At 71.1% G+C, this 12000-nt stretch carries 10 protein-coding genes; 6 read left to right on the top strand and 4 right to left on the bottom strand.

All coding sequences use genetic code 11. From position 1 onward, the window contains the following. Nucleotides 1–84 precede the first annotated feature (84 nt). The 4 genes from FBY21_RS19100 (at nt 85) to gcvH (ending at nt 4452) form a co-directional block, all read left to right on the top strand. Complete coding sequence (locus FBY21_RS19100; RefSeq protein WP_142012970.1) at nt 85–1086, top strand: extracellular solute-binding protein; 1002 nt, start codon at nt 85–87, stop codon at nt 1084–1086. 17 nt (nt 1087–1103) lie between these two features. Beyond that, nucleotides 1104–2756 (top strand): ABC transporter permease, encoded by a 1653-nt coding sequence (locus FBY21_RS19095; RefSeq protein WP_142016515.1) that lies wholly within the window; start codon nt 1104–1106, stop codon nt 2754–2756. A gap of 184 nt (nt 2757–2940) precedes the next feature. Further along, nucleotides 2941–4023 (top strand): glycine cleavage system aminomethyltransferase GcvT, encoded by a 1083-nt coding sequence (gene gcvT / locus FBY21_RS19090; protein WP_074967067.1) that lies wholly within the window; start codon nt 2941–2943, stop codon nt 4021–4023. A 45-nt stretch (nt 4024–4068) separates the two neighbouring features. Then, entirely contained in the window at nt 4069–4452 is a 384-nt protein-coding gene (gene gcvH, locus FBY21_RS19085; RefSeq protein ID WP_142012968.1) for a glycine cleavage system protein GcvH, read from the top strand. A gap of 125 nt (nt 4453–4577) precedes the next feature. Here gcvH and FBY21_RS19080 read toward each other — a convergent pair whose 3' ends face one another. The 4 genes from FBY21_RS19080 to FBY21_RS19065 all read right to left on the bottom strand — a co-directional run bounded on the left by FBY21_RS19080 (nt 4578) and on the right by FBY21_RS19065 (nt 8592). After that, nucleotides 4578–4805 carry a hypothetical protein gene (locus tag FBY21_RS19080; protein WP_142012965.1) on the bottom strand — a complete coding sequence of 76 codons (228 nt, stop codon included), beginning with the start codon at nt 4803–4805 and terminating at the stop codon, nt 4578–4580. Between the two features lie 85 nt (nt 4806–4890). After that, entirely contained in the window at nt 4891–5193 is a 303-nt protein-coding gene (locus FBY21_RS19075; RefSeq protein WP_044402169.1) for a DUF2388 domain-containing protein, read from the bottom strand. 90 nt (nt 5194–5283) lie between these two features. Then, the gene (locus FBY21_RS19070) at nt 5284–7593 is read right to left on the bottom strand and encodes a multiheme c-type cytochrome (RefSeq protein WP_142012962.1); all 2310 of its coding nucleotides are present in this window, start codon (nt 7591–7593) and stop codon (nt 5284–5286) included. A gap of 63 nt (nt 7594–7656) precedes the next feature. Further along, nucleotides 7657–8592, bottom strand: coding sequence for a LysR substrate-binding domain-containing protein (locus FBY21_RS19065; RefSeq protein WP_074967073.1), 936 nt, complete (start codon nt 8590–8592; stop codon nt 7657–7659). A gap of 154 nt (nt 8593–8746) precedes the next feature. Here FBY21_RS19065 and FBY21_RS19060 point away from each other — a divergent pair, with 154 nt between their 5' ends. Both FBY21_RS19060 and FBY21_RS19055 read left to right on the top strand, forming a co-directional pair. Then, complete coding sequence (locus FBY21_RS19060) at nt 8747–10351, top strand: 5-guanidino-2-oxopentanoate decarboxylase (protein WP_142012960.1); 1605 nt, start codon at nt 8747–8749, stop codon at nt 10349–10351. A 13-nt stretch (nt 10352–10364) separates the two neighbouring features. Next, nucleotides 10365–11942 carry an amidohydrolase gene (locus FBY21_RS19055; RefSeq protein WP_142012958.1) on the top strand — a complete coding sequence of 526 codons (1578 nt, stop codon included), beginning with the start codon at nt 10365–10367 and terminating at the stop codon, nt 11940–11942. Nucleotides 11943–12000 lie beyond the last annotated feature (58 nt).

The following is a 12000-nucleotide window of genomic DNA, read 5'->3' as shown; positions in this document are numbered from 1 at the left end:
AACACCCGGTCATACATGGCCGGCCTGCATGCAACTGAGATTGATTACTATCGCCAGCCTTTCCGACCACGAGAGGCATGAGCAATGAAGGCGCGCAAGACCCTTCTCACCCTGATGGCCGTCGGCCTTGGCATCCCCAGCGTGCAAGCCGCCGACGAGGTGGTGGTGTACTCCTCGCGCATCGACGAGCTGATCAAGCCGGTGTTCGATGCCTACACCGTCAAGACCGGCGTCAAGGTCCGCTTCATCACCGACAAGGAAGCGCCGCTGATGCAGCGCATCAAGGCCGAGGGCGAGAACGGCGTGGCCGACCTGCTGCTCACCGTCGACGGTGGCAACCTCTGGCAGGCCGAGCAGATGGGCATCCTCCAGCCCCTGGGCTCGGATGCGGTCAAGGCCAACATCCCCGCCCAGTACCGTTCCAGCAGCGACCAGTGGACCGGCCTGTCCCTGCGGGCCCGCACCCTCGTCTACTCCACCGAGCGGGTGAAGCCCGAAGACCTCTCCACCTACGAAGCCCTCGCCGGCCCGGAATGGGAAGGCCGCCTGTGCCTGCGCTCCTCGAAGAAGGTCTACAACCAGTCGCTGACCGCCGCGCTGATCGAAGCCCAGGGCGCCGAGCGTGCCGAACAGGTGCTCAAGGGCTGGGTCGCCAACCTGGCCACCGACCCCTTCGCCGACGACAACGCGGTGATCCAGGCCGTGGACGCCGGCCAGTGCGACGTCGGCATCGTCAACACCTACTACTACGGGCGCCTGCACAAGCAGAACCCGCAGCTGCGCGCCAAGCTCTACTGGCCCAACCAGGCGGACCGTGGCGTGCACGTCAACCTCTCCGGCATCGGCCTGACCCGCCACGCGCCGCACCCGGAGGCGGCCCGCGCCCTGGTGGAGTGGATGACCGGCCCCGACGCCCAGGGCCTGTTCGCCAGCCTCAACCAGGAGTTCCCCGCCAACCCCAAGGTGAACCCGTCTGACGAAGTGGCCGCCTGGGGCCCCTTCAAGGCCGACGACATGCCGGTGGAAGTCACCGGCCAGCGCCAGGCCGAGGCCATCCGCATGATGGACCGGGTGGCGTGGCGCTGAGCCCCGCCCAAGGGGTTCTGGCGAACCCCGCCAGCGGCGAGCCGGCGCCCCCGCGCTCGCCGCGCCTTCACTGGCACTGGCCGGCATTCGCCGCCGCCAGCCTGGTGGTCCTGCCGTTGCTGGTGCTGCTGCTGGCCTGGCAGGACGTGGACCGGGAGATCTGGGCCCACCTCTGGGACACCCAGCTCCCCCGCCTGCTGGGCAACAGCCTGGTGCTGGTGCTCGGCGTCGGCACCGGCGTCACCCTGCTCGGGGTGAGCCTGGCCTGGCTGGTGGCGCTCTGCGAATTCCCCGGCCGGCGCTGGCTCGACTGGGCGCTGATGCTGCCCTTCGCCATCCCGGCCTATGTCCTGGCGTTCGTCTTCATCGGCCTGTTCGACTTCGCCGGCCCGGTGCAGAGCGCCCTGCGCGAGTGGTTCGGCAGCGGCGTGCGGCTGCCCCGGGTGCGCTCCACCGGGGGCGTCATCCTGGTGCTGTCGCTGGTGTTCTACCCCTACGTCTACCTGCTGGCGCGGGCCGCCTTCCTGGCCCAGGGGCGCGGCCTCATGGAAGCCGCCCGCACCCTCGGGCAGTCCCCCTGGCAGGCGTTCTGGCGGGTCGCCCTGCCGGTGGCCTGGCCGGCCATCGGTGCCGGGCTGGCACTGGCCATGATGGAGACCCTGGCGGACTTCGGCGCCGTCTCGGTGTTCAACTTCGACACCTTCACCACCGCCATCTACAAGACCTGGTACGGCTTCTTCAGCCTGTCCAGCGCCGCCCAGCTGGCCAGCCTGCTGCTGCTCGGCGTCGGCCTGGTGCTCTACGGCGAGCGCCGTGCCCGGGGCGTGCCGCGCCCGGCCAAGGAGCGCGGTCGCGGCGCACCGCTCTACCGGCTGCAGGGCTGGCGCGCCCTGGCTGCCAGCGGTTGGTGCACCCTGGTGTTCGCCTGCGCCTTCGTCATTCCCCTGCTGCAGCTGCTGGCCTGGTTCTGGCAGCGCGGCCGCTTCGACCTGGACGAGCGCTACCAGGCACTGGTGCTGCACAGCCTGGCCCTGGCCGGCCTGGCGGCGCTGATCACCGTGGGCGTCGCCCTGCTGCTGGTGTTCGCCCGGCGCCAGCAGCCGACGCGGCCTGTGCGGGCCGCCGTGGGCCTGGCCAACCTCGGCTACGCCCTGCCCGGTTCGGTGCTGGCGGTGGCGCTGATGCTGGTGTTCAGCCACCTGGACCGGGCCGTCGTCGTGCCGCTGTCCTCTGCCCTCGGCGGGGGCGGCAAGCCGCTGCTGCTGGGTGGGCTCAGTGCCCTGCTGGTGGCCTACCTGGTGCGCTTCCTCGCGGTGGCCCACGGCCCGCTGGAAGGCGCGCTGGCGCGGGTCCGCCCGTCACTGCCGGAGGCGGCCCGCAGCCTGGGCGTGGGCGGGCTCGGCCTGTTCCGCCGGGTCTACCTGCCGCTGCTCACACCGGGGCTGCTGAGCGCCGCGCTGCTGGTGTTCGTCGATGTGCTCAAGGAAATGCCCGCCACCCTGCTGATGCGCCCCTTCGGCTGGGACACCCTGGCCGTGCGGGTCTTCGAGATGACCAGCGAAGGGGAGTGGGCACGGGCCTCGCTGCCGGCCCTCAGCCTGGTGCTGGTGGGGCTGCTGCCGGTGGTGCTGCTGATCCGCCGTTCGGCCCGCCCGATGGGTGGCGTATAGCCGCTCGACCAGCCGGTCACCCGTCGGGTGTCCAGTCTCCGACCTTGCAGCTACAATGCGCGCCATTCGTTGCGGCCCGCCCCTCGGACCCCGTGTCACGAAAGGCCCCCGGCAGCCCTGAACGCCAGGATTGGCGGGGGCTTGAGCGCGGATCGCAGTTCGCCAAGCCCGGAAGGAGAAACCCATGGGACAGCGCACACCGCTCCATGACCTGCACTTGGCCCTTGGCGCCAAGATGGTCGATTTCGGCGGTTGGGACATGCCGCTGCACTACGGCTCGCAAGTCGAGGAGCACCACCAGGTGCGCAGCGACTGCGGCGTCTTCGACGTGTCCCACATGACGGTCGTCGACGTTGCCGGCAGCCAGGCCACGGCCTACCTGCAGCGCCTGCTGGCCAACGACGTGAGCCGCCTGCAGAGCCCCGGCAAGGCGCTCTACAGCGTCATGCTCAACGAGCGGGGCGGCGTGGTGGACGACCTCATCGTCTACCTCACCGTTGAGGGCTACCGCGTGGTGGTCAACGCCGCCACCCGTGACAAGGACATCGCCTGGATGCAGCGCCACGCCGAAGCCTTCGACGTGCGCCTGGCCCTGCGCGACGACCTGGCCCTGCTGGCCATCCAGGGCCCCACCGCGCGCCAGCGCCTGGCCGACCTGGTGAGCAGCCCACGCGCCGCGCTGATCCATGAACTCAAGCCCTTCCAGGGCCTGCCCGAAGGCGACTGGTTCATCGCCCGCACCGGCTACACCGGTGAAGACGGGCTGGAAATCATGTTCCCCCGTGACCAGGCCGTGGACATGCTCAACGAGCTGGTCGGCGCCGGCATCTCCCCCATCGGCCTCGGTGCCCGCGACACCCTGCGCCTGGAGGCCGGCCTGAACCTCTACGGCCAGGACATGGACGAGAACACCTCGCCCCTGGCCTCCAACCTCGGCTGGACCATCGCCTGGGAGCCCGCCGAGCGTGACTTCATCGGCCGCAGCGCCCTGGAGGCCGAGCGCGCCGCCGGCCCCCACCCGAAGCTGGTGGGCCTGGTGCTGGAAGAGCGCGGCGTGCTGCGCGCCCACCAGGTGGTGCGGGTCGAGGGCATCGGCGATGGCGAGATCACCAGCGGCAGCTTCTCCCCCACCCTGGGCAAGTCCATCGCCCTGGCGCGGGTCCCGGCGGCCACCGGTGAGCGCGCCGAAGTGGAGATCCGTGGCAAGTGGTACCCGGTTCGCGTGGTCCAGCCGAACTTCGTTCGCAATGGCAGGGCCTTGATCTAAATTTCCCAGGCGGGCTGCCCGCCACTGTCCTTAGGAGCCAGAACAATGAGCAACATTCCCGCCGACCTGCGTTACGCCGCCAGCCACGAGTGGGCGCGCCTGGAAGCCGACGGCACCGTAACCGTCGGCATCTCCGACCATGCCCAGGAGGCCCTGGGCGACGTGGTCTTCGTCGAACTGCCGGAGCTGGGCAAGGCCCTGGCCGCTGGCCAGGAAGCCGGTGTGGTGGAGTCGGTGAAGGCCGCGTCCGACATCTATGCGCCGGTCTCCGGCGAAGTGATCGCCATCAACGAAGAACTGGCCGACTCGCCCGAGCTGGTCAACAGCGATCCCTACGGCGCCTGGTTCTTCAAGCTCAAGCCGACCAACACCGCCGAGCTGGACAAGCTGCTGGACGCTGCCGGCTACGCCGCCGTCGCCGAAGCCTGATCACGCTTGCGCCCCGCAATGGGGCGCGCCCGGCCGGTGTCACCAACGGTCGGGCTGCGTTTATTCCCAATCGTTTGCCTACAGATGCCAGAGCGCTGCCCCTGCCGGGCGGTGGTGGCGTGCGCTCAGTTTTCGTCCTTCAGCTGCAGCCGCGAGAGCAGCCCGATCAGCAGCACGTTGAAGAGGATCATCAGGGCGTTGCTCATCAGGGCGATGAGGCTGATCAGCTTGTCGGGGAGGATCTCGTAGAAGCTGAAGCCGAAGATCGACAGCAGGCGGTCGCCGAACCAGAACATGTCGACGGCGATGGTGAGGATCAGGATGACCTTGAGGGTGGGAATCGGATTGCCCATGGGGCGCGGTCCTTGTGCCGGTTGCGGGAGGCCAGTCTAACCCGGCCTCCCGTTGCGTTCCGTGCGGCGTATCGTCCGTTTCGCGTTATTCGCTGGCGAGGATGGCGCTGGCCAGCTCCTCGTCGCTGGCGGTGAGGCCGGGGTTGTCGGCGCGCACCTGGCGCAGCGCGGCCTCCAGGTAAGGGCCACGGATCTGCCCGTCGCTGGCGACGAAGCTGCTGGCATCCTCGCGGGCCGCGACGATCAGCTTGTGGTCCTTGAAGGTGACATAGGTGGAGGCGGTGGTGGCGCCGGAGGAGATCACGTTGCGCCAGAAGGTATCGGCCATGGCCGAACCGGCGGGGAGGGCGATCAGGGCGAGGACGGTGGCAGCAAGACGGGTACGCATGGCGGGCTCCAGGGTGTTGGGGGGACCTGACACCTTGGATTCTAGGCCCGTGCCCGGAGTTCCGCCGGCTCGATGCGAACCGTCGTGGCGTCACTCGCGACGCAGCGCCGGGTCGTCCGGGTTCAGTTGCTCCAGCTCGGCCAGCAGGGCCTGCACCCGCTGGATCTGCCCCGCCTCGCGCCAGTAGGCGATCAGCGCCAGGCGGGCCTCGCGGTGGGCCGGCTGGCTTTCCAGCACCAGCTCCAGGCGCCGGCAGGCCTCCTCCAGCCGGCCGGCATCGTGCAGCAGAGTGGCCAGTGCGTAGCCGTAGCCCGGGTTGACCGGCTCCAGCCGGACGGCGTGTTCGAGGGCCTGCAGCGCGCCGCTGCGATCACCCCGGCGCAGCAGGGCCAGGCCCCGTGCATGGTGCAGGGCGCCCGCCTCGGGGTGTTGGGCCAGGGCCTGGTCCAGCAGGGCCAGGGCTTCGTCGCCGCGCTGGTTGGCGTCCAGCCACTGGGACAGGGCGACGGTGCCGGGCAGGTAGTCCGGGTTGCGTGCCAGCAGGGTGCGCAGGCGGCCTTCCACCTGGTCGGCACGGCCGTCGGCCTGCTGCAGGGCGGCCAGGGCCAGCTGCACCTCCGGGCGCTCGGCCTGGCTGCTGAGGGCCGCCTCGTATTCACCGATGGCCTGGCTCCAGGCGCGCTGGTAGTTGCCCAGCCCGGTGGTGCGCATGCCCAGCAGGTCGCGGGCGGCGGCGATGCGCACGGCGCGCACGCGGTCGCTCAGCAGCGGGCCCAGCAGGTCGCGGCGCTGCTCCGGCGGCAGCAGGGCACTGACGGCGCGGATGGCCGCCTCGCGCACCTGGGGCGCGGCGTGGTTGAGGTCGTTGGCGGCCACCTTCAGTGCCCGCTCGCTGGGGTAGGCCGGCAGCTCCGCCAGCAGGGTCGCGCGGCGGATGGCCGGCAGGTCGGCACGCTCCAGCTGCTGGAACAGCGCCCGCGAGGCGCCCGGCTTGCCCTGGCGCACCAGGGCCAGGCTCTCGTCATAGCGTGGCGCACCGGCCTGGGTGCGGCCGTACCAGCGCTCGAACTCGCCCACCAGGGTCTCGTTGGGCAGGTTGGCGTGGCAGGCCTGGCAGGCATCCGAGGTGCCCAGCTTCAGCGCGTGGGCCGGGTCCGGCAGGCTGAAGCGGTGGTCGTGGCGCAGGTCGTTGCCCAGCAGCGTGCGTGACGGCATGTGGCAGTCGACGCAGCGCGAGCCGGCCTCGCCGGAGCGGTGGTGGTGGTGGTCGGGGCTGCTGTAGTCCCGCGCCCGCAGACCCCGGTCGTCGATGCCGGCGACACGGCTGCGGCCCTCGGGGTTGTGGCACTGGGTGCAGAGGCGGTCGCCTTCCACCTTCAGGGTGCCGGCGTGGGGGTCGTGGCAGGTGGTGCAGCTCAGGCCGCGCGCGTACATGCGGCTCTGGGTGAAGGCGCCGTATTCGTAGACCTGCTCCTTGAAGTGGCCATTCAGCTCGTACAACTCGCGGGTCAGGGCGGCGGGCAGGTAGTCGTCCATGAAACGGTCCTGCACCTGGTAGCCCTCGCCCAGGGGCGTGCGACGGGCGTGGCAGCGCGCGCAGCTTTCCACCTGGAGGCGGCTGCTGGCGCGGCTGAGGTCCAGGCTGAAGCCGGCCTGGGCGTGCAGGCCGCTGAAGTGCGCCCACTCCAGGTGGCGCGAGGCCGGGCCGTGGCAGGCCTGGCAGCCGACGCCGGGGCTCTGCCATTGGCTGGCATAGCGGTCGGTCGCGGCGTCGTAGTTCTTCTGGAAGCCGCTGGTGTGGCAGTCGATGCACTGCAGGTTGGCGTTCTGCCCGGGCTGGGCCCAGTGGCTGTCGGCCCTGCTGTCGACGCCCTGGCCCGCCGGCAGGCGGAACCAGGCCTGGCGCTGCACGTCCCAGGCGATGTCGAGGGCCTGGTAGCGCCCGTCCGGGAACGCCAGCAGGACCTGTTGCAACGGTTCGACGCCGATCACCCAGGCCACGCGGTAGTCGCCTTGCTGGCCGTCCGCTCCTGCCGTGTTCACCCAGAAGCCGCCGTCGCGCTGGAAGAAGCGCGTGGCGCCGGCGCCATCCTCGAAGCGGACGTCATTGAAGTCGCCCTTCACCGTATTGGCGCTGGCTTCCTGCAGGGCGAGCTGGTGGTGGGAGCCCTTCCAGGCACGGGCCTGGGGTGCGTGGCAGGTGGCGCACTGCTGCTCGTCCACCCATTGCGCGGGGCTGTCGTCGAGGCTGGCGCGGGGCGTGCTGGCCGGCGTGTAGGGGCGCCCGCCGGCGATCCACAGCCAGCTGCCCAGCCCCAGCAGCACCGCCAGCGACAGCAGCACCGGCAGCACGTAGCTGCGGCGTGGGCGGGTGGAGGGCGTGGGGCTCGGATCAGGCATGCAGACGTCCGCTGTGGCGCATGGGCACGGAAGGCGGCAGCTTCCGTGAAGGCGTGGGGGCTGTCAAACCAGCGCCTGCGGCTCGCCCGGGTGGGGCCGCTCGCGGCGCAGGTCGCCGGTGGTGGCCTGCAGCTGGTGCCGCACCCAGTTGCCGAAGGCGCGCACCGCCGGGCGTTCCGCCTTCAACGGGTCGGCCACCAGGTAGTAGCCCCGGGGCGAATCGATGCTGGTCTCGAAGGGGCGCACCAGCAGGCCCCGGGCCAGGGCATCGCCGCTGAGCAGGTTGTCGCCGATGGCCACGCCCTGGGCGGCGATGCAGGCCGATTGGGCGCAATGGGCGTCGGAGAAGACGATGCCGCTGGAGGCGTCCACCTGGGAGGCGCCGGCGGTGGCCAGCCAGACCCGCCAGTCGCTGTGGTCGTTCATGTGCAGCAGGGGGAAGCCCGCCAGCTCGGTTGGGTGCTTGAGCCCGCCGTGGGCATTGATCAGGCGTGGGCTGCACACCGGGAAGAAGCGCAAGGCGACGATCTGCTCCACCCACTGGTCCGGCCAGTCGCCCATGCCGTAGGCGATGAACAGGTCGGCCTGGGGGTTGCGGGTGTCGTCCGGCGTGCGGGGCGAGACCACCTGCAGTTGCACCTGCGGGTACTGGCGCTGGAAGGAGCCGATGTGGTGGCACAGCCAGTAGGTGGCGAAGCCGGGGTTGCAGCTCACGCAGAGCCGCCCGGAGACCTCCTGCTGGTCCAGCCCCAGGGCGGCCTCGCGCAGGCTGGACAGCGCCCGCTGCACCTCCCGGGCGTAGCGCTCGCCCCGGTAGGTGAGGCCGATGCCACGGCCGATGCGCTCGGTGAGGGCGAAGCCGAGGGCCTCTTCCAGGCTGCTGATCTGGTGGCTGATGGCGCTGCGGGTCAGGCTCAGCTCGCGGGCGGCAGCGGAGACGCTGCCCAGCCGGGCGACGGCGTCGAGGGCGCGCAGGGCTGTCATCGAAGGGAAGCGCATGGGCGGCTCCAGGGCGGCGGTAAAGGTCGAATGGTGAGCAGGATCGAACAATAAGGCAAAAACAATTCGATTGTAGTTGCGTGTCGTTCACCAATACTGGAGCCCTTCCTCCGGCGGAAGCCGGGAGCCCATAACCAGAACAAGAGGTGCTCGCATGGCCCGTTGTGCCCAGGCGCTCGTCCAGTTGCTCGAAGGCTACGGTGTCGACACCGTCTTCGGCATTCCCGGCGTGCATACCGTCGAGCTGTATCGCGGCCTGCACGGCAGCCGCCTGCGGCATGTCAGCCCGCGCCACGAGCAGGGGGCCGGCTTCATGGCCGACGGCTATGCCCGTGCCAGCGGCAAGCCGGGGGTGTGCTTCATCATCACCGGCCCGGGCATGACCAACATCCTCACCGCCATGGGCCAGGCCTACGCCGACTCGGTGCCCATGCTGGTGATCTCCACCACCAGCCGCCGCGAGCACCAGGCCCTGGGCCACGGCTACCTCCACGAGCTGCCGGACCAGCGCGCCATGGTCGCCGGCGTCTGCGCCTTCAGCCACACCCTGCAGCGCCCCGACGAACTGCCCGAGGTGCTGGCCCGCGCCTTCGGCCTGTTCCGTTGCGCCCGCCCGCGCCCGGTGCACATCGAGATTCCCCTGGACGTGCTGGAGATGCCCGCCGATGGCCTGGACCTGCGTCCGCGCCCGCTGCCCGAGGCTGCCGCGCCGGCACCGGCCGCCGTGGCCGAGGCGGTCGCCCTGCTGGCCCGCGCCCGGCGCCCGTTGATCCTCGCTGGCGGCGGGGCCCGGGGTGCCGGCCCTGCCCTGCGCCAGCTGGCCGAGCGCCTGCAGGCGCCGGTGGCCCTCACCACCAACGCCCGGGGCCTGCTGGAGCCCGGGCATCCGCTGCTGCTCGACGGGGTGCAATCCGCTGCCCACGGCCGGGCGCTGTTCGCCGAGGCCGATGCGGTCCTTGCCGTCGGGACCGAGCTGGGCGAGACCGACTACGACTTCTTCGGCCTCGGCCCCTTCCGCGTCGAGGCGCCGCTGATCCGCCTGGACATCGATCCGTTGCAGGTACTCGGTGCCGCCCGGGCCGACGTCGGCCTGCTGGGCGATGCCCGTCTTGGCCTGGAGGCGCTGCTGGCGGCACTGCCCGCCGGAGCGGGCGACGGTGACTGGGCCCGGGCTGCCGTGGCGCGGGTCAATACCTGCGAGCGCGACGGCTGGAGCCCCCGGCAACGGGCGATGCAGGCCCTGCTGGACACCCTGCGCGACAGCCTGCCGGCACCGATCCTGGTGGGCGACTCCACCCAGCCGGTCTACCAGGGCGCCCTGGGCTACCGGGCCCCGGCGCCGGCCAGCTGGTTCAACGCCGGCACCGGCTACGGCACCCTCGGCTACGCCTTGCCGGCGGCCATCGGGGCCAAGCTGGCCTGCCCCCGTCGCCCGGTGCTGGCGCTGGTGGGCGATGGCGGCCTGCAGTTCTCCAGCGCCGAGCTGATCGCCGCCCGCGAGGCCGGTGCCGGGGTGATCCTGGTGCTGTGGAACAACCGCTGCTACGGCGAGATCCGCGACAGCATGCTGGCCCGCGAGGTGCCGCCGCTGGGGGTGGACATCCTCGCGCCGGACTTCGCCGCCCTGGCCCGTGCCTGCCATGTCCGCCACCACCGCGTGGCCGGCCTGGAGGCGCTGGGTGCGCTGCTCGGCGAGCTGGACGGGAGCGCCGAGCCGCACCTGGTCGAGCTCGACGCCGCCGACTTCCTGCCTGCCTGAGCCCGGAGCGCCCATGTCTGCCAAAGCCTTTGCCCTGGATTGGGTGGAACGCCATCGCCAGCCGCTGTCCGACTGGCACCAGGTGATCTGGCACTTCGCCGAGCCGGCCTTCCGCGAGTACAAGTCCTGCGCCTGGTACGTCGACCTGCTGCGCCGCGAGGGCTTCACCGTGGAGGAGGCCAGCGGCGGCATGCCCACGGCCTTCTGCGCCACCTTCAGCACCGGCGACGGACCGGTGCTGGCCAGCTACGCCGAGTACGACGCGGTGCCCGGCAACTGCCAGGCCGCCACCACCCGGCCGATGCCCCGCGAGGGTCTGTCGCGCTTCGCCCCGGGCCACACCGACCCGCACTCGGCCCTGGGCATCAGCGCCCTGGGCGGGGTGCTGGCCGCCAAGGCCGCCATGCAGGCGCACGGCCTCAAGGGCACCCTGCGCTTCTTCGGCGAGCCGGCGGAGAAGCTGCGCGCCTCCAAGCCGGTGCACGCGGCCAAGGGGTACTACGACGACCTCGACGCGGCCATCAGCTTCCACCCCACCTACATGCTGCCGCTGAACAACACCACCACCTGGGACACCCACTGCGGCATCGCCTACGCCTTCATCTACAGTTTCACCTGCGAGGCGCCCCAGGACTGGATCGCCGCCGACGCCTACAGCCCGATCCCGCAGAACCACCTGGCGGCCCGCGCGCCGGGCGCCAACGACGCGCTGGTGCACTTCTACACCCTCAACGAGAGCCTGCGCCGCTCCACCCTGCCGTTCACCGGCCTGTGGAGCTTCAACGAGGCCATCCTCACCGCCGGTCAGGCCACCGCCGACAACCTGCCGCCGCACCTGGCGCAGATCCAGTACCTGCTGCGCTGCGACTCCATCGAGCAGGCCGAGACCGTCTGCCGGGTGATGGACAACAACGCCGCTGCGGCGGCCCTGGCCACCGGCTGCCAGTGGAAGAAGACCTGGGTGTGCAAGTCCCGTGGCGGGTTGCCCAACCACGTGCTGGCCCAGGCCACCTACGACAACCTGGCCGCCGTCGGTGCGCCGCAGTGGGGCGAGGCGGCCATCGCCGTGGCCCGGGAGATCCAGGCCAACCTGGGGCTGGAGCCCATGGAGCGGCCCTTCCTCGCGGCCACCGAGGCCCTCATCGACCCCCGCGAGTGCGAGCGCCAGTTGCGCCTGCAGATGCCGGCCTGGCAGCGCCACCTCACCTCCGACGACTACCCGGAATACACCTGGCATTGCCCGACGGTGCGCCTGCTGGTGGCGCGGCCGATGCTCGCCGCCGCCGGCACGCCCTACCCGGACTGGGTGGCCAATGCCCTGGGCGGCATCCGCGAGACCATCGACCCGATGATCCAGGTGGCGGCCAAGACCATCGCCGCGACCCTGGTGGACCTGCTCACCCGGCCCGAGCTGCTGGGGGCCGCGCGGGACGAGTTCGTCCGGCGCACCGGGGGCGGCATCGGCGGCGAGCACTGGCAGGCACCGCTGCTGCCGGCCGATTTCGAGGCGCCGCACCGGTTCCGCTGGCCGGAGTACATCCGCACCGTGCGTGGCGAAGAGTGGTGGATTCCGGCGCGGGACGACGAATGAACGGGAGCGAAGCGATGAACCAGGCATGTGACGGCGCCACCCCGGTGGTGGCCATCGA

It is taken from the genome of Pseudomonas sp. SLBN-26 (assembly GCF_006715895.1).
Taxonomy (GTDB): Bacteria; Pseudomonadota; Gammaproteobacteria; order Pseudomonadales; family Pseudomonadaceae; genus Metapseudomonas; species Metapseudomonas otitidis.
Note: the sequence above shows the minus strand (reverse complement) of the source record. Positions and strands in the feature narration are given on the sequence as shown.

What these genes read in the sequence shown, in the direction of transcription:
- FBY21_RS19070 (WP_142012962.1), bottom strand. Translation starts at nt 7,593, where the DNA reads ATGCCTGATCCGAGCCCCACGCCCTCCACCCGCCCACGCCGCAGCTAC.
- FBY21_RS19100 (WP_142012970.1), top strand. Translation starts at nt 85, where the DNA reads ATGAAGGCGCGCAAGACCCTTCTCACCCTGATGGCCGTCGGCCTTGGC.
- FBY21_RS19075 (WP_044402169.1), bottom strand. Translation starts at nt 5,193, where the DNA reads ATGCGTACCCGTCTTGCTGCCACCGTCCTCGCCCTGATCGCCCTCCCC.
- gcvT (WP_074967067.1), top strand. Translation starts at nt 2,941, where the DNA reads ATGGGACAGCGCACACCGCTCCATGACCTGCACTTGGCCCTTGGCGCC.
- gcvH (WP_142012968.1), top strand. Translation starts at nt 4,069, where the DNA reads ATGAGCAACATTCCCGCCGACCTGCGTTACGCCGCCAGCCACGAGTGG.
- FBY21_RS19065 (WP_074967073.1), bottom strand. Translation starts at nt 8,592, where the DNA reads ATGCGCTTCCCTTCGATGACAGCCCTGCGCGCCCTCGACGCCGTCGCC.
- FBY21_RS19055 (WP_142012958.1), top strand. Translation starts at nt 10,365, where the DNA reads ATGTCTGCCAAAGCCTTTGCCCTGGATTGGGTGGAACGCCATCGCCAG.
- FBY21_RS19080 (WP_142012965.1), bottom strand. Translation starts at nt 4,805, where the DNA reads ATGGGCAATCCGATTCCCACCCTCAAGGTCATCCTGATCCTCACCATC.
- FBY21_RS19060 (WP_142012960.1), top strand. Translation starts at nt 8,747, where the DNA reads ATGGCCCGTTGTGCCCAGGCGCTCGTCCAGTTGCTCGAAGGCTACGGT.